Here is a 19,565-nt window from a genome sequence, read left to right on the forward strand (position 1 = left end):
GGCTCGGGCTTGGGCATGGGCGGCGCCGGTTTGCCCTCAGTGGCCAATGTTGCAGCCTCGCTTTTCCATGTGTTCAGGGCCGCGGCATTGGCGGCTCCGTATTGTTCGTCCCATTTCTTTTTGGCCTCATTGTATTCGGCCATCTTGTCTTTATAGACAACGGAGGCTTGGGGATAATTGGCAATCAATTTTTCCGCAGCTTGAACATGACCCTTGAGTTCCGCATCTTTGCGAAGGCCGTCCAGGCTGGTCCACGCCTGCGCCGGGGTGCCGCCCCAGTAGGTTCCAATCAGGCCTATCGGCTGGTGAAAAGCCCCGTAAATATCCTGTCCGAAAAAATAACCCACCGCGGAAAAGCGCGCTGCAGTTGCGGGTGTGCAAATTTCCCATTTGCCCGCGACATCGTCCTGCGCCTGGATCGAGTTCTTTTTGGCAACCAGAAACAACCGGATTTGCGGGCAATCGGCCTTCGGCAATTCCGTGGCCGCATTGTGCGCGCGGCTGAGGCCGAACTCCATATTCGACTGCCCGGAGCAAATCCAAACATCGCCTACCAGCACATCGGCCAATTTCAATTCATTACGCCCCTTGACAACTATTTCGAGCGGATTGCCGGAAACTGAAATTGGCTCCAGTTCCACGCGCCATTTGCCGTCCTTCCCCGTTGTCACATGGGCTGTTTTGTCGCCGATCGATACCGCGACTTCCTCACCCGGCTCAGCCCATCCCCATACCGGAAGCTTTTGCCCCTGTTGCAAGACCATGTGATCACCGAAAATCGACGGCAACCGCACCTCCCCATTCAGGCACGCGGCAGTTCCAAAAATCCACAATACAGATAAAATAAAATGGCGTTTCATGGTTATAATTTGAAGTATGCCGTACCTGGTTCGCGGGCAAAAAGGAGCCCGGCCACCGGATTGGTTCGGCTTGTTTACTGCGCTGTCCAACCCCCGTCTATTGTGATTGTATGTCCCGTCACATTGCGGGCCAGGGGACTGGAAAGATATTCCACTGCGGCGGCGACTTCCTCAAACGTGATGAACATCTTCTTCGGCATTGGCTGGAGCATGATGCTCCCGATCACCTCATCTTCGGAAATCCCGCGTACGCGTGCCTGGTCCTTGATCTGGGCATCCACGAGCGGCGTCCGAAGGTAGGAGGGACAGATGGTGTTAATGGTGATGTCCGCATCCGCCGTTTCCAGCGCGATAACTTTGGAAAAGCCGATCTGTGCGTGCTTTGCGGTGACGTAGGCGGATTTGTAAGGTGACGCAACGAGAGAATGAATCGACCCGATGTTAATGATGCGCCCAAATCCGCTTTTTCTCATGCCGGGCAGAAGGGCTCGCGTCATGAGAAAGGAACCTTTCAGCATCACATTCAGCAGCAAATCCCATTTGGCGGTGGAAAACTCCTCAATTTTCGAGACGTGCTGCAACCCGGCGTTGTTCACCAGCACGTCGATGCGCCGCTGACCAAGCTCCTGCAACAACCGCCCGATGTCCTCCTCTGAAGTCACATCAAGGGCGTGGGCTTCCGCTATCCCTCCCATCTCCTTGATCAGCGCGGCGGTTTCTCCCGCTCCTTCAACGTTGAGGTCGCTCGCAACGATGGAATGTCCCCATTGTGCGAGACAAAGGCCGAGTCCGCGTCCCAGGCCGCTGCCGGCGCCTGTGATGAGAATGCTGCGTTTTGGATTCATCATAATCAAAGTTCTCCTGTTGACTGCCGCCACTTGCGGAACTTTGGCAATTTCCCCTAACCCTGTCCGGTACACAGGGCTGTTGAAACCGTAAAGCAGGCTTCCGTCTTCTCCTTGATTTCCTCCGTTGAGGCTCCCGGTTGCGTTTCTACCAGCACCATGCCAGAGGACGTGAAGTCAAAGACGGCCAGGTCGGTAATCAGCCGGTGCACCACCCGTTGGCCGGTCAAAGGCAGCGTACATTGCTTTTTTACCTTCGATTCACCATGTTTGTTCACATGTTCCATGATGACCACGACCCTCTTCGCCCCGTTGACGAGATCCATCGCCCCTCCCATCCCCTTTACAAGTTTGCCGGGGATCATCCAGTTGGCCAGATCGCCCTGTTCGGAAACTTCCATTCCACCCAGTATGGCGAGATCAATGTGTCCGCCCCGGATCATGGCAAACGATTCGGCGCTGTCGAAAAAAGAAGCCCCCGTGACGGACGTGATCGTTTCCTTGCCCGCGTTGATCAAATCGGCATCCTCCAACCCTTCCAAAGGATAAGGCCCGATTCCGAGCAATCCGTTTTCCGATTGCAGCAATACGCTGAGATTTCCGGGAATCTCGTTGGCAATCAAGGTGGGCATGCCGATGCCCAAATTGACGTTCATCCCGTCCTGAATCTCACGTACCGCCCGCTTCACAATAGTCGATCGAGTGTCCTGCATATGTCTTCCCTGATGGGTTCCGGTAATGGTTTTATGGTTTTCTGACCGTACGGCGTTCGATTCTTTTCTGATAATTTCCACCACACAACACCCGTTGGACAAAAATGGCCGGGGTATGAATGTGATCCGGTTCCAGTCCGCCCACTTCCACGATTTCTTCAACCTCGGCAACTGTCACTTTGCCGGCCATTGCCGCCAGTGGATTAAAATTCCGCGCGGTCTTGCGGTAAACCAGGTTCCCAAGCCGGTCCGCCTTCCAGCCCTTCACAAGGGCAAAGTCGCCCACGATGGCTTTTTCAAGAATATAGACCCGACCATCAAACTCCTTGTGCTCTTTTCCCTCGGCAATAGGCGTCCCCACTCCGGTTGCCGTGTAAAAACCCGGGATCCCGGCTCCCCCCGCTCGTATCCGCTCCGCCAGCGTGCCTTGGGGCACGAGCTCAACTTCGACTTCGCCGCTTAAAAACTGTTGTTCGAATATCTTGTTCTCCCCGACATAGGAGGACACCATTTTCTTGATCTGCTTGTTCGCCAGCAGAACCCCCAGCCCCCAATCTTCGACTCCGCAATTGTTGCTGACGATTGTCAGGTTTTTCGGCCCCCTTTCCCTCAGGGCCAGAATTGCCTGTTCAGGAATTCCACAGAGTCCAAATCCGCCAACAATGAGGGTTGCCCCGTCCTGAATATCCTGAACAGCTGCGGTGAAGGAGTTGACAATCTTATTTCGTCCGGTCATAGGGTTTCGCTTTCAACAAGTTGGCTCATGTTCCAAAAAAAATCCGCGGCAGATGCATCCCGTATGCTCTGTGTAGTCAGGGGCGCTGCATGGCCACCGCGCAACCCATGCCTCCGCCCACGCACAGGGACGCCAGTCCGCTCCGGGGCCGCCGGTGCGCGAGATGCACCAGCAACCGCGCTCCGCTGGCGCCAATTGGATGACCGAGCGCAATCGCCCCGCCATCCGTGTTGACTTTCCCCTCATCAAGCCCCAATTCCACAATGCAGGCGATGGATTGCGCGGCGAATGCCTCGTTGAGTTCGATCATGTCGAACCCGCCGGGATCGCTGGTAATTTTTCTCGTCGCATAGACCGGACCCAATCCCATGACATCCGGATCGCAGCCCACAGATGCGCCGGCCGTGATCACCATGAGCGGGCTCAGTCCGCACTCAATCCCGCGCGCCTCATCACAGATCACCAGCATGGCCGCACCGTCATTGAGGCCCGAGGCGTTGCCTGCCGTCACCGTGCCTTTTGGATTGAACGCGGGGCGCAGCGTGGCAAGCGTCTCGACGGTGGTTTCAGGACGCGGATGCTCATCCTTCTCCAGCTTGTCCACCGGCGTGATTTCGTCGCGGAAATGTCCGGCGGCCTCCGCCGCAGCGTAGCGCTGCTGGCTGCGCACGGCGAAACGATCCTGCGCTTCGCGGGAAATGTTGCAGCGCTCCGCGACACGCTCGGCGGTAACACCCATGTGCTCGTTGCTGAACGCATCGGTCAGCCCGTCACGCAAAGCGGAATCAATCAGCACGCCATCGCCCAGCTTGTAACCCGACCGCGCACGGTTCAGCAGATACGGCGCATTGGACATTGATTCGGTGCCGCCACAAAGCACCATGCGGGCGGCGCCGCCACGGATGGCCTGGGTCGCAAGAATAACCGCCTGCATTCCGGACGCGCACATCATGTTGACCGTAAAGGCGGGCGTGCTGACGGGCAGGCCGACTCCAATCCCGATCTGGCGCGCCACGTTCATGCCGAGTCCCGCACCCAACACATTACCGACAATCACCGAATCAACAATCGAGGGATCGATGCCCGCGAGTGCGGCTCTCCCGGCCGCCACCCCCAGTTCGACGGCGGAACGTTTTGCCAATCCGCCAAGAAAACGGCCTTGCGGAGTGCGTTTTGCGGAGACAATCCAGATGGGTTTCATGGTCATAAATTATATTGTCAGACGGTACCTGTCGCATAGTAAAGCGCGATCACAACGAACACGGACAGCGTTTTGATGCAGGTGACCGCAAATATATCCCGATAGGATTGGCGGTGCGTGAGACCGGTCACCGCCAGAAGTGTGATGACGGCCCCGTTATGCGGCAATGTGTCCATCCCCCCGCTCGCCATGGAGGCCACGCGGTGCAGCACGTCCGGGGAAATGCCGGCTGTATGCGCGGCGGCGATGAACTGGTCCGCCATACTGCCCAGAGCAATACCCAGGCCACCGGAGGCCGAACCGGTGATACCGGCGAGCGCCGTAACCGTGATGGCTTCGTTGACGAGCGGATTGGGAATCAGCTTCAAAGCATTCCGGATCAAGACAAAGCCGGGTAGAGCGGCCACAACGGCGCCAAAACCATATACCGCCGCCGTGTTGACCGAGGCCATCAGCGCCCCGTCCACTGCAGACTTCGACGCCTCGGTAAATTTCCCGGCAACCGCCTTGAAGGCAAATCCGACAATGGTGAGAATGCCCAATGAAAGCGCCCCTTCGACCGCCCAGATCGCCGTCACCTTTTCAGTCTGCGTGACGACAGGAACCGTCATTCCCCCCAATAAAGTTTCATTCGTGGCGGCGTAGAATTTCGGGATGAGCCAGGTAAAGGCACTGTTGGCAACGCCGACAACGACGAGCGGCAGGAGTGCCACAATGGGCGGGATCGGTGATCCGAGGAGAGACACTTCGGGCTCGTTTCTATGACCCGCGCCATAGGTCTCGCCCGCTGTCCGGGCACTCTTGCGCCGCCATTCCAGATAGCCCATTCCCGTGACAAAAATGAAAATCGACCCGGCCACCCCCAACCACGGGGCCGCCCATGTGGTGGTGTGGAAGAAGGAGGTGGGGATGATATTCTGAATCTGCGGCGAACCGGGAAGCGCATCCATGGTAAAGCTGAAAGCCCCCAGCGCAATGGTTCCCGGGATGAGCCTCTTGGGAATGTCCCCTTGACGGAACATCTCGGCGGCAAAGGGATAGACGGCGAACACGACGACAAAGAGGGACACCCCGCCATAGGTCAGCAGCGCGCAGACCAGGACGATGGAAAGTATTGCGCGTTGGGATCCGACGGTCCGGATGACTGAGGCCACGATGGATCGCGAAAATCCGGAAATCTCAATGAGCTTTCCGAAAACGGCACCCAGCAGAAAAACGGGCAGGTAAAGCTTTATGAAGCCCGCCGTCTTTTCCATGAAAAGACCTGTGAAAAGCGGCGGGACTGCGGAAGTATCCGTCAAAAAAACGGCCATGAGCGCCGCCACGGGAGCAAAAAGGATCACGCTGAAACCGCGATAAGCGACAACCATGAGAAACACGAGCGCGGTGAGAATGATTACGGCGTTCATCGAGGGGGATTGGCCTATCTTTGGTTTACTTGGAAACGACTCCGCTGAGCGGATGATGAATCACCGCATCCCAGGCCAGTTGTTGGAGAAGGCGGTTGAGCTTATCCGTTTCGCCCGCAGGAAGCTTGAGATCGGCCAGCACCTTGGGGATGGGCAAGCCAACGGGACTTTTCCGGTAAATCACCGCATAGTGCGCGTAGGAAATCAACGCTTGCAGCGCCGGCTTGGGATGTCCAAGCGGATCGCGGAAAATATCCTCCTGCGTTTTCAATCCCGGAGCTTCTCCGGCAATGATTTTTTCGCGCAGCGCAATAACGGCCTGACCCACCGGCACGACGAAAATCACCTGCTTGCCAAGCTTCGTGTTCACCGCGCGGATGTGCGCGTCCATTTCGTCGAAATAGCGCTGGTGAATCGCACGCAGGGAATCGCCGGTCTGCGCGTTGTGATCCACCGAGGTGGGAACCGGTATCTTCGGAGGATCGTAATAATGCGGTTCGTAGGCATCGAAAGGCAGCCAGAATTCCTGCACGGTCACGCGAATGTCCGGATTGTGCTGCAGACCCAGTTGCGCAAACTTTTCGATTCCGGCATCGGGAAGATAAATCGGAGTCAACACGAGCACATCCACGGCACCCGTTTGCAAAGCTTGCTTGGCCTTGTTATCAGCATCCTTGATATACCAATGTTGAATGGTCTTCGAGCCGCCAATATAATTTGTTCCAACGAATACCTGGCCTTCAACGCCCGCTGACTTCGCGATCTCATCCAGAATGGGCGGGACTTGCGCGAAATAGCTGTGGTGGGCGGCGAAAATGCGCTGGCCTTTGACGATCGGCTCCAAGGCCACGTTGGCCGTCGCTGCGGCGGTTTCCGGGCTTTTCAGCAAGGCTTCTTCGCTGAAAGCGCCTGCAATCGGAAACAGCAAAAGGCAGATGAATAATTTGAGTTTCATGATTTGAAATGCCGGTTGGGAACTTAGCATAGACTTTGTTATTCTGTTGTCTCTAAAATGATGGTTTCCGGCAATCAAGTTGCCATTCTACATGTAGAAATGAGCGGGATTTGTAGTGAACTTCGTTTCAACCTAGGGTTGTCCGGATGAAATTTGTTTTTGCCCTGCTCATCGGCTTCCTCCACAACGCCTTATCCACCGCCAGTCCTTCGGAAACGGAAAATCCCGGCCTGGAAAACGCCCCCACCCCGCCCGCCCAGGTCAAAACCATTACCCAATACGGCATCACCTGGACTTTTGAGAAAGAAGTTCCGGCAGGACAATTTGTCACCGGCGACTGGTGGGTGGTCGGACCCGTCACTGTGATCAGCGTCTCCCCCACGCCCGGACCCGCGCCCGCGGATGAACCGGCCACCGAAGCCAAAAGTATTTACGGCGCCACCTCGCTTGGCAACGACAAGCGCCTGAGAAACGGCTCGATGCTTTTCTCCGCAGACACGGAAATCCCAATGGATTTTTCAAAACAGGGTTACGATTCGCGCCTTGCGAACTTCGACCCGGCGCTCTCCACAAAGTTCCCCAGCAGCCTGGCGCCCGGCCAATCGTTGATCTCAAGCATCAGCAGCGAGAACTACAACAAAAAAGGAAGTCTGGCGACGCCATACGTTCCCGCAATCCAGACGCCGGACTTGACCAAGGGCCTAGCAGCCGGCAAGGAGATACCGCTGGCGTTGGACAGCGCTGCCGTGCTCACCTGTCTGGATCAGGCTCCCCCGGCGGATGCGTTTCGTCCCGCGTATATCGGTAAGACAAAAACAATTTATCGGACGAAAGACATCCGCTGGGACTTGCTGCCGAATCTCAAACCGGTCGCGGCAACTCCGGACTGGAACGCCATGGCGCGCGTTTTTGAACGTCCCTGGCTCGACCATATTTCCAGTTGGCTGATCCAAGCCACTGGGCCGGGGCAGAACCAGCCCAGCTATGGCGGCATTTTTACCAACCTGACATCCACAGCGGGCCTGATGCTGCTTCTCGATGTCCCGCAGAAGCAGAAGCAAAAACTCATGATCAGTTATCTGCAACTGGGGATCGACCTCCACGGCCTGGCGGAATGCGGCCGACAGTGGTTTTCCGACGGCGGCCACTGGATGGGACGAAAGTGGCCGATTATTTTCGCGAGCGCCATGCTCGACCAGCCCGCGCTGCGAACATTCCCGCCGGTGGATTTGCAAGCGCTCCGCGGCCACAGCAAGTTGGAGATTCTGCCTTCGCCGACGGGCGATCCGGCGCCAACCACAATTTTTCAGGAGGATTTGGACACCTACTATGGCAAGGGCGCGGATGGCCAGAATGTTCTGTGGCAGATTGTTTTTCACACCCACACCCGGCAGGCCTATTTGGAAAAACCATTCTTCGAATGGAATGAAGACGACAAATTTACAAATAAATACTACTGGGTCACATGCAACTGGAACGCCTTCGCCCTGGCCGCGCTGTACATGAAGATGAAGTCCGCGTGGAACCATGACGCTTTTTTTGATTATTGCGACTGGTACATGGCGCCGGGGCAGACGAGGCTCGATACAAACGGGAAACCCGTTCCAACCCGGGATACCACGGCGATTTTTATGCAGCAAATGTGGGATGCGTACCGTTCCACTGCGCCCGAACAACCCGGCGGCACGGACAATCTCAAGTGGACATGGGTGGATGGCAAGCTGGATGAAGCAACCCGGAAATTCCATGCCAGCAAAGGACAATGGGTCCCCAACCCAAAGCCGTGACGACAGTCAATCCTCAACGGTTCTTCAACCATTACTTCGAATTTTTCAAGTAATCGATGTTTAGCCTGCATATTTCATACTCATTTCAATGGTCAACCTGTTAGCGCCGGGACGTAACAGCGGAAAGATACGTACTGGGCATATGCAGGCTATGTAACCCGGATGTTCCTGCACCCCAGTTCCTGCCACACTTTGGAGCAGGACACTTTGCTGAGGTTTTCAGAAGCGTGTGAAACATCCGGGTTATGGGGTGATGACTTCAAACCCAAGGGCTCTCGCCGCCATGGCCTGGCGGGCGTCATGAGTCATCAGACGCGTGATCCCAAGTTCCTCCATGGCCGCAAGGTGCAGGCGGTCAAGCGAGCGGCAATGAACCGATTCTCCTTTGCGATGCTGGCGAAGGGCTGTGGGAAAAACCTGGCCAGAGAGCGCCTGGAATACAAACGGAGACTCCTTGTCCAAGGCTTGCAGTTTGGCAAGCAACGCGTGATAAAGGCGCGGGCGCAGCGCTCCGCCCAGATGCCTGGCGCGAAGCTGGACCGCGGCTTCCAATTCCGCAAGCTGGGAAACCGCTACTTCCTCCTCCCGGTGAATGGCCGCTTCGGCGGCTTCATCGCCCGGCTCTGGAAGCAGGTATTTCAACAGCGAGCTTGTATCGAGATAAAGCATTCTTCAAAAGCGCTCAGCGCGGTCCTTTTCGCAGAATTCCTGAACCCAATTCACAGTCACGCCCTTGCCCCACAATTGTTCCTTCCATTTGCGATGGGCAATTGGATCGAAGCGTTTGCGTTTTTTTGTTTTCGGCGTGATGCGGCTGAGTTTGGCCACCGGACGGCCGTCGCGGGTGATGATAATTTCCCTTTCCACCTCCAGGGCTCGCTCCGCTTCAGGCCAGTGCTGACGGACATCCCGTACGGTGATGGTCTTCATGACCGTAGGATGAACATGTTTCACAGCCCTGTCAAGGAGCCGCCTGCACCGCATCGAAATAGACTTTGTCGCTGGTGCTGCCGCTGGAATAAAGGCCGAGAGTGATCGATGACACCGAGAAATCGGACGAGGCGCCTGTGATCGTTCCCGCCAACCCGCCGTTGATGTAGAGGGAGGCGGCTTTTGCTGTGTTGTCAAAAGACACCTCGATCAGATTCCACGCGCCGGGCGTGTAGGTATAGCCGGTGCCGGTGAAACCAGCACCGATATAGCTCCCTCCCGTGACGGAGAAAACGAGCTTTCCAACACCGCTTTGATCGAAGCGCGAGAGGCTCATGTTGCCAATGTTCACAGTATAAAAATTCGCGCCCCCGCCGTTGGCGGGATCCTCGCACACCGCAAAGGAAACCGATCCCTTTGCAAGAGCGGACGGAATAAAACCGCCGGCCACAAGATTGACCGTGGCGCGGGGGCGGAAACCCGTGGCGGTCTGGGAAAGATAGAGCGATTTGCTTCCACCATCGCTGTACGCCTGCGCGTTGGAAACGATGGCGAAGGCCCCGGTTCCCGTACCCGCTACTGCCCAGGTGGTCGTACCAACCGGCTGTCCGCCGATGTTGGCATTGGCGGGATAGGCTTCAAAGCTGTTGCCAAAAAGGGCGCTGACAAATTCATAAGCGCCAATGTCAAAGCCGACCCCTTGCGGCCGGGGTACGCCATCCAGATCGATCGCGGGAGCCAACGTGGCGCTGCCCGTATCGATCAGCGGACTGCCGGACTTCGTATGGAAGTCAAAGCCGTAGTAGTTCACAAAATACCCTGTGTCATAAGCCGTGGTGATGATATTATGATCCAACGTCGTATTGGTGGTATGCCATTCGGAAATAAGGGCAACGATATTGTTGCGGATGATGTTATCAGAGGCGTACACATTGGCGTAAGGCCCGCCCGCCTTGTGCGCGGCAAGATAGATTCTCGAATAGGGATATGGGGTGCCGGCGCGCTTCAAGGGGTTTACCAGCACGGTATTGTTGACGATGCGGCAGTTGCGGGCGCCATCGAAGGAAATCCCGTAATCGTTGCCGTTCGCAATCAGATTGTTCTCCACGATCCAATTATCGTACATCCCATCGAAACAACCGATGCCATGCATGGTGCCCCCATCTTCCGTGCTGAGCGGCTGGTTGGGATCGGTCTGGCTGATGAAGATGTTGCCGCGCAGCGTGACGCCTGTGACGATGCCATTTCCCGCCACGCCATCGGTGCCTACCGACCAGCTTTGGAACCCATCCCGATGCGTGGTACCGCCGTTATTATAACAGTTCCGGATGGTATTGTAATCAAAGATGGAATTATCAGCCAAACCCACCATGGCATCGCCGCAAAAGTTCTCGATCAGGTTGCCGGTCACTCGTGAGTTGGATGCCTGGCCGGTGGATGTCCGCAAAATTGCGATTCCGCCGCCGACATTTCGCAAGGTGTTGTTCAAAAGCACGGTATTGTCAGCATACGATACAATTCCGGAGCCCGCGTTGTTGGTCCAATCGGTCGCGGTCCAGCCGGTAATGTTCGACGCCGAGTAAATAAGACAGTTTTTCACCGTCATATAATGGCAGCCGGTGAGAAAATAAACGTATCTTCCGTTGTCAGTCGTGCCGGCGGTTTCCGGACTGATTGTCAGACCGGAAATCACCCAATGCGAGGCCGCATTATAGGAGGCGGTTATTTTTTTGACCGTCGGCGTATTTCCGTTCTGCGCCTGGATCGTCACATCGCCGGAGTTGTTGCCCTTGATGGAAGGAAAGCCATGGTAACCGGTACGGAGGTTGATGACATCGCCAGCGACGAATGTTTTGTTGGCGGTGAACACGGCTTCCAGGGTGCTCCAGGGACTGGCGGATGTGCCTGGGTTGGACATGGAGCCGGTCACGGGGTCGCAATAATAGTCGGTGGCATTTGCTGCGCCGCAGCCCAACAGACTCAGCAGAGCAAGCACTTGAATATAGGTTTTGTTCATAGTTTGTCCCGGTGTGTTATTTTTATAGGGGTATAAGTTTTTGACTCCGCAAGCAGGTTTGCTTAAATGGACATTGACTGCAATCACTGCTTAGTTCTACCTGTAGTATTGGAGTTCACTAGCGATGATGATCAGAATTGACCCCTTTCTTTTGGGATTAAAAAACAATGGAGGGTCGAGCTAGCTCGACCCTCCATCTTCTCCAGCGCACCCGGGCACGCTTCACTCTAACGCCCCGGTCTTGCGTGAAAACTTATACTTGTGTCATGCAATTCCAGGCATGTCAGGATTTACGACTGTTGGCGCCCAGCCTCCGCAACACAACCAACAGTCCGACCCCACCAAGCAACATCGCGTAGGTGGAAGGCTCCGGAACGGCGGTGAGGTTCAGGGAAATGATGCCGGGCGTGGTATAATCCCATACCGCAGTGAATCCCGTCAGGCCGGAACCGAGTGTAAAGTTGGACGTGCCCTGGGTAAAGCCCTCACTAACCAAGGTTGATCCCGAATTCGAGTAAAACTTGAAAAGCTGATAGATGCCCGCCTGTGCGCCGGTGAAATCCAAGGTGATGCCGCCACTGTCCCGTAGAAAATCAGCCGCTCCTGCATAGTTGTAAAACTGGACCAGGTCGCTGGTGCTTGTGGGACCCAGATCGAAAGTGAATTTTGATCCCGCTTGCATGTCCAGGATGGCTCCGCTCGTGTTGGCGCCGTTCAAAGTCAGCGTGCCGATGCCGCCATCCCCCGCAGCAATAATGCCGCCGGATCCGACGGCGATTGTCGGGGCTGAGACTGTGGCCGAGCCCAAGGCTATGTACCCGTTGCCGCCGAGGGTCGCTGAAGTGACGCTTACGGCACCCACGCTCAAGCCGCTGCTGGTGCTCAGCGTGTTGTTTACAATCAAGGTACCGTTCGAGATCGTCGTGCCACCGGTGTAGGTGTTGCTGTTGCCGCTTAGTCTGAGCGTTCCCGCAGTGTTTTTGGCCAGGGCCAGGATTCTGGAGTTCGGCGTGAAATCTTGGAGTGCGCCGCTGAATGAGCCTGAACCGACCGTCAGCGTTGAGGTATTTACAGCGTTATTAGTGACATTGCCTGCACCCGACAACGAGGCCACGGTTTGATTGAATCCATTGAGCCTGAGGGTGGCTCCATTGGCCACCGAGAGGGTGGTCGTCGTAGGGAGGGCGTTGAGTTTACCAAGAATCAGAGTGCCTCCCTGGATGTCCGTAGTGCCGGTATAAGTGCTGGCTGTAGTCGCGCCAATGGTCCAGTCACTGCTGCCAGCCTTGACCAAAGAGGTCGCGCCGCCCGTTCCGTCCACAATTGCTTGTGTTATGTTATTTTTGATTTGACTGCCGGAAAGTGTGAATGTGCGCGCTCCGGAACCCGTTGTTGAAAAAGTTCCATTATAGTTGAGACCGCTTGCCAAAGCACCGTCCACTTGCAACGTGCCGCCGTTTGCACCCAGGGTGATCCCGCGGTTAAATGAGCTTGGCAGGGATGCCGGGCTGGCCATTAACAGAGTGCCCCCATCTAATGTGACGCCGGCTGTTCCTATATTGGAGGGGCTGCCGTTAGCCGTCACAGCGCCACTGATGCTCAGAATGCCGCCGTTAATGGTGGTCCCACCCGAGTAGGTATTTGTTCCGCTCAATACCAACGTGCCGCTGCCACTTTTGACCAGCCCTACCGTGCCCGTGATACCCGCACTGATGGTCGCATTGACGTTGGCCGTGATAGTCGGGGTTGCTCCCGCCAAGGTTAACGCAAATGGCCCTGAGCCACCGGCGATGGTGTAATTACCGCTGGTCGCTGCATTAAAAGTAATTCCGCCAGCCGTGATAGCCGACCCCAGATTGACCGTTCCGGCTGTGCCATTGTTGCTGCCGAAAACAGCGGTGTCGTTATTGGCGTTGACCCAGGCTGAATCGGTAGTCGTGTTACTCCAGACCGTGGCAGTGGTATCCCAGAGACTGGTAGTGCCATCGGTCGGCGCTGCCGGATTGGCGCCGCTATTGTCCCAAGTCAGTGTCGAGGCCTGTGCAACAGGCATGGCTAAAAGCAGGAATACGGCCGCAAGAGCGGTGAGGCATAACAAGATTCCCGCGCGCGGACGCGTATAATGGGCTCCAGACAGGTTTTCGATATGGTTCTTCATAATTTTTCCCCAGAGGCTTTTAACGTTCGGTTTGGTTCGTTGCTAATTTAAACATTACTCGCATAGGCATCATTTGACAACAGGTACTAAATTCTTACTGTAGAATTGACTCCAACAGGGTAAAAAACGCGGAAAAATGAAGAATTCGGAATATTGAATTCAGAAAACTCGGGTTAAACCACGAAGTCACCAAGGCACGAAGGAAAGCCAAACACCTTTTTCTCCGCAGATTAACCACGAAACTCTCACTCAAACTCCATCCCCATCTCTTTTGGGCTGCGGCGGCACGAAGCCGCTTTTTATTACGGACGACATGTCGATAGTGCAAAGCGTCCGTCGCGGCGGACGCACTCCAAAACTGCGGCTTTGCGTCTTCGCGTGAGAGCCTGTGCTGACTTTGGCTTTCCCTTGGCGCGGCGACATTCCGGGTCAATTGCCTTTCAACGTGATTTTCTGCGGATTGCCGGGCGGATTGTAGGTGTGTGTTTTTCCCTGGATCAGATTCAGTTGTTTTGCCGCCTTGATGTTGTTGTAGAGAACGCAAACCCCGGAGGGCGGACACACATAGTCGCCCAGGCCGGCGACAATGGAGACTTCGCATTTGATGCGCTTCGCCATGTTGACCGTATCGTAATAACCCAGGCCCTCCGCCCAGTCCGGCCTCCAGCCCCTGAGTCGGCCCACGGTAATGCCGCCCAGATCGCTGCACCAGGGAATCATCGCAAAGCATTTGCTGACATCCTTGTCCAGTGCGGCCGCGGCAAGTGCCTGAAACCCTCCCTGACTGCCTCCGGATGACATCAAATCCCTGCCATTCCATTCCGGTTGCGCTTTCAAAAACTCCAAAGTGCGCATGACCCGCAGAATCATCCCATTGAAGTAGCATGTCTCGGGTTTTGCATTCTCATCGTTGTTAAAAGCATACTTTTTGAGTTCACCCTCTCCCAGACTTTTGTAAAAGGCGGCATCTTTTCCGTTCTCGATCCCATGCGCATTGACGTTCAGCGTCATGGTACCGGCAATATAGTAAGGCTGGGCCGGAGTGACTCCATAGCCCATGAACCCGGCTTGGGCTTTGAGGGATTTTGGGACGGCCTCCTTTGGCTTTGTAAAATAGCCTGACACGGGTTTGCCGCCGGCGCAGTCGATCTTCACATCGTAGGTGACAAAGGCGGGATCGCTCGACGGCACCTCGGTCATGGTAAATTTCAACGGCACTTCAGCCAGCCTTGCCTTTTGCCTTGTCCAGAAATCGTCAAAGTCGGCGGGCTCAGGAATGCCCTGCTGCAGCTTTTCCGGTTCGACTCCCGCGCCGCCGTCAAACCGAACCGGCTGATTTTTGGCATCCACGAGAGGTTTTCCACTCTCGTTCAGCGCCCAGACCTCGATCCGCACAAAACCGGGCTTGTCCAGGGCGGTGGTGATGACCAGCGGCTCTTTCTCCGAGGAAACCGCCTCACCCGTCTCCGTCTTGCCATCATCCCCCGTCCTCTTCCATTTCAGATTTTTCCCGGTAAGCGGCTTTGAATCCTCCAACAACTGGACGTTGAACACGATTTTCTCACCGGGTTGATAGAGAGCAGCCTCCTTGTCCGTGATGCCGTTGAAGCTGAGTTCGCCCGCCCACAGGGTGGCGGCGCAAACAAGCAGCGAGAAAAATGAAATCAGGCATTTATTCATATGATGTTTTTAAGGTTAAATTCAATTTGCAGTGAAGCTGGAGCCGGCCTGCGCCCCGGCGGGAAGGGTGTATTTTACGGCCGCCCCGTCGCGCGTGACGGTGATGCCGGCCAGTTTTTGCGTCGGATCCGCGATCCTGAGGCGGTTTTTGTTTTCATCGAGAAGCAGGATGCAGGGCTGGTCAACGGCGATTGTTTTTCCATCGGCATACGTGAGCGTTCCCGGCTCGTAAAAAACGGCCTGCGTCATTTTCAGCCTGGCGTTGCGTACAGCCTGCAATGCGGGAGTGTTTTTAAGGATTGTGACATCCGGCGCGCCCGCCTGCGCCTTAAGCGCATCCAGGGAAACGCCCGGAAGGATCAGGTAACTGTAGTGATCCTCCTTCGGCAGGGCGCCGTGATTGATCCAGATGGAAAACACATTTTTGCTTACCGTTGACTGGTTTCTTCCGCCGGAGGAAATTTCATTCCACCTGCCCGTCTGTTCCTGGCTGCCGAGGCTGATGTTCAGCGGCTCGGGAAAAATATAACCGACATTGTCATGCCAGGCCCACTTGAGCGTCGCATATTCCCTGAGCCCTGCCGGCGCTGCAGCCGGGCCTTTGCCCGCATCCGCCGCAACCCCGCCCCTGGCAAGGCATTGATTGACGCTGGTGGTGATGAAAAGGTCTTTGTCCTTGTTAGCGCAGGTGATCCCCGCCCCGAGACAGACAATCTGGTCGTCAAAATAGAACCAGCTTTTTTTGGCGGCAAGCCCCTCGCGATTAAGCGCCAGCGCGGCGGCGCCGTATTCGCCGTCCGCAACCCCGCCGACAAATTCGCATGGGTTCGTAATCTGGAAATTCTTCGGCTTGAGCCGGGCCTTGTCGGTGATTTTCGGCGAAGTCACCCCGGGCAGCCGCGACCAGTCCCACACGGGAAAAATGTCCTCGTATTCATGGCCCGTCATATAAACATAGGTGGCGCCGTCCCCCAGATACTTGCCCTGGAGATTCTCTCCATTGACAAGCTCTGTGGCATAAACCCGCGCGGAGTTCATCCGCGTGGAAACGTAAAACCCGGGGCGGCGATGCACCATGAAATCCGCGCGCCAGAAATACGTGTTTTTCGCTGGAATGGCGCTGACCGGAACGTCAGGACTGTCCTGCTCAATCGCGGCTTGATATTCCGCCGCATGATCGGTGTCGGAGGCTTTTGCCCGAGCCAGGATGCGGAGGACCGTGCTCCCTTTTGCCGCGGGGGATTGCGGGCCGATCTGCCGGCCGCAGGAGCTGATGTCCATAAAGCCTTTCCAGACGACGACACTTTCCCCTTTCAAGAGGTAATCCCTCATGATTCCGATTTTGTCCTGCTCCAGCGCCAGGCTGCTGCCGTGCAGGACGGTCAGCCAGGTGACGATGTCCCCGGCGAAACCCAGTCCATAATTCCCGAGTTGCAACTGCGGGCCGTGTTGAAAAAAGGAAAAATCGGGTTGGATTCCTTCCTGCGTTGAGAGGAGCACCACGCCCGCGCTGCCCCTGCTTATCTTCGGTTCGCCCCCGCCGGCCTGCGTGGCGACAGTGACTTCCTCGGAGATGACATCGCGGGCGTGTTGCACCAACTCGAAATCTGAGGCGAGCAAACCGCGGGTCAGCGTGTTTTCCGCCACCCAAACGCGATTTTGCCCGGTAAGCGCCCCTCGGCCGCCAAAACGGGGCGGGCTGTCAATCACGGCATGGGAGACGATCTTGATTCCCGCGGCGCGTTCCTGCGGGGTAAGTTCGGGCTCGATGAGCAGCATGATGATCGAGATTTCGCGCGGCACGCCGATTTCGTTATGCCACCAGTTGGGACTGCGGTAATCCTTTTGCAGCCAGTGGCCGAGGGCGGCGTGGATCGCCCTGGACAACCCGGGATCGCCGTGGAGCCTGCATTCCGGTGAAGTGTACACCATGCACATCTTGTTGGTGCGAGTGATATGATCGACAGCACGCCAGTAGCCGGGGGTCAGGTCCGTATAGTTCACGTCGGGCCAGGTTCCGTCCGCGGTCAGCGATTTCATCCACGCGGCCACCTGCTCTTCGTCCTTGCCGGCGCTGTTTGCACCCTTCCAAACATCGCGCTGATAGTCGCAAAATTGTTTTTTGATCAAGGCCATATCGGCGCTTTGTTCCGGCGATGGTATTTTAGCCGCGGTCTCAAATCGGATGGCCACGTCACCCGCCCCTGGCGATGTTGCCACCGCGGTGTCGGCCGCAGCCATTGAGTCCGGGGAAAAAAGTGGCAGGGCCGCAAGCGCCAACGCGCACATGAATCTTTTGTTGATAAAAGGCATGGATGGGTTCATTCAAGTTTTCAGTTTCAAGTTCGCCCCCGGCGAATCCGTCCTGTGGCGGATTTTCAGCGTTCAGTTTGTGTCCGAATTCAACATTTTTCCTCTCACAAAGCCGCAAAGTCACGGAGAATGTATTTCGCGCCAACACCAAGTTCGCCAAGGAAGATAAAAACCATTCCTTGGTTTAAAACAGGGAACAAAGAACCACGAACCAAAAACCAAGAACGATTTTGTGCCGCTTCCATCTGTGTGAATCTTCCCAATCTACGGATAAAATGTCTTCCTTCGTGTCTCCCGACAATCCCTGTCCGGATCACCGATTGCTGCCTTCGTGATTCAAAATCTGAGCTTATTGAATTGGCAATGCGCTACAATGACCATATCGTTCTAACTGTATAAAGCCAACCTTCCCCATTGACTCCCGGCGCGGAAAACAAGACAACGGTTGATGCATGAAGACCGCAAACGGAAAGGCACCCTCATTCCTGCCTTCATAACAAAGAGATTCCCGCAATCCCCGCCCGACTCTGGAGCGGGGAAGATTTGGACGGTGGGAACTCTCGCCTACACCACAGGCGGGCTGATCCTTCTGTTTTCCTGGCTTCTTTGGGGCGATTTCGCGTACTCGTTCAAGGAGCGTTCGATACCGACAATCGTCCTGTCCCAACTCCAACGATTCCACGCATCCGATACCCTCGCCGCCCTTCTCACCGGCGCCCTGCCCCAATTCCTTGCGATGGTGCTTGGCCCGATTGTCAGTTGTCTCTCGGACCACCACCGCGGGCGCATGGGCCGCCGGATTCCATTTTTGCTCGCTCCCACTCCCATTGCCGTTCTTTCGATGGTCGGCCTGGCTTTCGGCCCTTCTATCGGACATTTCCTGCACCAGATACTGGGCGCACATTCCCCCGGCCTTGATATTTGCACCCTCATCGTCATCGGATTGTTCTGGGGGGCCTTTGAAACCGCGGCCATTGTCGTCAATGCCGTTTATGGCGCGCTCATCAACGACGTCGTGCCTCACGCTGTCATCGGACGCTTCTACGGCATGTTCAGGGCGGTGTCCTTGCTGGTGGCGATCTTTTTTTTCTATTCGCTGGTCGGAAAGGCGGAAAGCCATTTCAAGTGGCTTTTCCTCGGCCTCGGGGCGTTGTATGGCGTCGGCTTTACCATGATGTGCCTCAAGGTGAAGGAGGGCGAATATCCGCCTCTTCCAAAAATGGCAGGGGGCCTTGCCGAAAATTTTGCTGGCGGCATCAAGGTTTATTTTCGCGAATGCTTCAGCAATCCCTATTATCTCCTTTTTTTCGGCGTCATCGCACTGTCCTGGATGGCATTCACGCCGATCAACCTGTTCAGCCTGTTTTTTGCCAAGAGCATCAACATGAGCATGGAGGCCTGGGGAAAATATATCGCGCTGACCTACATTATCTCTTTCATCCTGTCTTATCCTCTCGGCGCGCTCGCGGACAGGTTCCATCCCGTCCGCATGGGACTGGTGACCATGGGACTCTACGCGGCGGTCGCTTTGTGGGGAGGGCTGTATGCCAGAAGCGCGGGCACGTTTGCCTTCGCACTTGTCGCGCACGGCGTGCTCTCGGGCTGCTGGATGACCTCGACCGCATCCCTCGGGCAAATGCTGTTGCCCAAGGCGAAATTTGCACAGTTCGCCTCGGCCATGGGCCTGGTCAGTGCCACCGGAACGATGCTGGTGGGCCCCATCGTCGGCCAGTTCCTCGACCATATTCATCACGTCTATCGTTATACCTATCTTGCCAGCTCCGGATTGGCTCTACTGGCGTTTGTGTCATTCGTCATCTTGTACACCCAATTTATGAAGCTCGGAGGGCCGAAAGAGTACGCGGCTCCATAGCCTGCAAAGACAAAAGAACACATTTTGAACCACGGACTCCGACATTCGCCGCGAGCAGGTGGACACGGATTAAAACACAAGGTCTCGC

16 protein-coding genes are annotated in these 19,565 nt (G+C 55.9%); 2 read left to right on the forward strand and 14 right to left on the reverse strand.

The window, feature by feature from the left end; genetic code table 11:
- The 7 genes from PHD76_09070 to PHD76_09100 form a co-directional block, all read right to left on the reverse strand.
- Nucleotides 1-860, reverse strand: an 860-nt coding sequence (locus PHD76_09070) for a sialate O-acetylesterase (GenBank protein ID MDD5261983.1), incomplete at its 3' end; no start/stop codon positions are given.
- Between the two features lie 74 nt (nucleotides 861-934).
- Nucleotides 935-1,708 (reverse strand): 3-hydroxybutyrate dehydrogenase, encoded by a 774-nt coding sequence (locus PHD76_09075; protein MDD5261984.1) that lies wholly within the window; start codon nucleotides 1,706-1,708, stop codon nucleotides 935-937.
- A gap of 53 nt (nucleotides 1,709-1,761) precedes the next feature.
- Complete coding sequence (locus PHD76_09080; protein MDD5261985.1) at nucleotides 1,762-2,418, reverse strand: 3-oxoacid CoA-transferase subunit B; 657 nt, start codon at nucleotides 2,416-2,418, stop codon at nucleotides 1,762-1,764.
- Nucleotides 2,419-2,449: 31 nt separating this feature from the next.
- Nucleotides 2,450-3,154, reverse strand: coding sequence for a CoA transferase subunit A (locus PHD76_09085; protein MDD5261986.1), 705 nt, complete (start codon nucleotides 3,152-3,154; stop codon nucleotides 2,450-2,452).
- Nucleotides 3,155-3,230: 76 nt separating this feature from the next.
- Nucleotides 3,231-4,355: an acetyl-CoA C-acyltransferase gene (locus PHD76_09090; GenBank protein ID MDD5261987.1), complete on the reverse strand. Its 1,125-nt coding sequence runs from the start codon at nucleotides 4,353-4,355 to the stop codon at nucleotides 3,231-3,233.
- Nucleotides 4,356-4,372: 17 nt separating this feature from the next.
- Nucleotides 4,373-5,764: a GntP family permease gene (locus PHD76_09095; protein MDD5261988.1), complete on the reverse strand. Its 1,392-nt coding sequence runs from the start codon at nucleotides 5,762-5,764 to the stop codon at nucleotides 4,373-4,375.
- Nucleotides 5,765-5,789: 25 nt separating this feature from the next.
- On the reverse strand, nucleotides 5,790-6,719 hold the full coding sequence (locus PHD76_09100; GenBank protein ID MDD5261989.1) for a hypothetical protein: 930 nt from the start codon (nucleotides 6,717-6,719) through the stop codon (nucleotides 5,790-5,792).
- Between the two features lie 146 nt (nucleotides 6,720-6,865).
- On the opposite strand from PHD76_09100, the gene PHD76_09105 reads away from it, so the two are divergent.
- Nucleotides 6,866-8,506: a hypothetical protein gene (locus PHD76_09105; protein MDD5261990.1), complete on the forward strand. Its 1,641-nt coding sequence runs from the start codon at nucleotides 6,866-6,868 to the stop codon at nucleotides 8,504-8,506.
- A gap of 243 nt (nucleotides 8,507-8,749) precedes the next feature.
- On the opposite strand, the gene PHD76_09110 is transcribed toward PHD76_09105, so the two are convergent.
- From PHD76_09110 to PHD76_09140, 7 genes are all read right to left on the reverse strand, one after another.
- The gene (locus tag PHD76_09110) at nucleotides 8,750-9,175 is read right to left on the reverse strand and encodes a type II toxin-antitoxin system VapC family toxin (GenBank protein ID MDD5261991.1); all 426 of its coding nucleotides are present in this window, start codon (nucleotides 9,173-9,175) and stop codon (nucleotides 8,750-8,752) included.
- Between the two features lie 3 nt (nucleotides 9,176-9,178).
- Nucleotides 9,179-9,436, reverse strand: a complete 258-nt coding sequence (locus PHD76_09115) for a hypothetical protein (protein MDD5261992.1) — start codon at nucleotides 9,434-9,436, stop codon at nucleotides 9,179-9,181.
- Between the two features lie 31 nt (nucleotides 9,437-9,467).
- Entirely contained in the window at nucleotides 9,468-11,453 is a 1,986-nt protein-coding gene (locus PHD76_09120; protein MDD5261993.1) for a choice-of-anchor Q domain-containing protein, read from the reverse strand.
- Between the two features lie 283 nt (nucleotides 11,454-11,736).
- Nucleotides 11,737-13,611: an autotransporter-associated beta strand repeat-containing protein gene (locus PHD76_09125; protein ID MDD5261994.1), complete on the reverse strand. Its 1,875-nt coding sequence runs from the start codon at nucleotides 13,609-13,611 to the stop codon at nucleotides 11,737-11,739.
- 429 nt (nucleotides 13,612-14,040) lie between these two features.
- Complete coding sequence (locus tag PHD76_09130) at nucleotides 14,041-15,291, reverse strand: acetylxylan esterase (protein ID MDD5261995.1); 1,251 nt, start codon at nucleotides 15,289-15,291, stop codon at nucleotides 14,041-14,043.
- A 21-nt stretch (nucleotides 15,292-15,312) separates the two neighbouring features.
- Nucleotides 15,313-17,616 (reverse strand): polysaccharide lyase 8 family protein, encoded by a 2,304-nt coding sequence (locus PHD76_09135; protein ID MDD5261996.1) that lies wholly within the window; start codon nucleotides 17,614-17,616, stop codon nucleotides 15,313-15,315.
- 92 nt (nucleotides 17,617-17,708) lie between these two features.
- Nucleotides 17,709-17,849, reverse strand: a complete 141-nt coding sequence (locus PHD76_09140) for a hypothetical protein (protein MDD5261997.1) — start codon at nucleotides 17,847-17,849, stop codon at nucleotides 17,709-17,711.
- A gap of 305 nt (nucleotides 17,850-18,154) precedes the next feature.
- On the opposite strand from PHD76_09140, the gene PHD76_09145 reads away from it, so the two are divergent.
- Nucleotides 18,155-19,477, forward strand: coding sequence for an MFS transporter (locus PHD76_09145; protein MDD5261998.1), 1,323 nt, complete (start codon nucleotides 18,155-18,157; stop codon nucleotides 19,475-19,477).
- Nucleotides 19,478-19,565: the final 88 nt, after the last annotated feature.

This window comes from Candidatus Methylacidiphilales bacterium (assembly GCA_028713655.1).
Taxonomy (GTDB): Bacteria; Verrucomicrobiota; Verrucomicrobiia; order Methylacidiphilales; family JAAUTS01; genus JAQTNW01.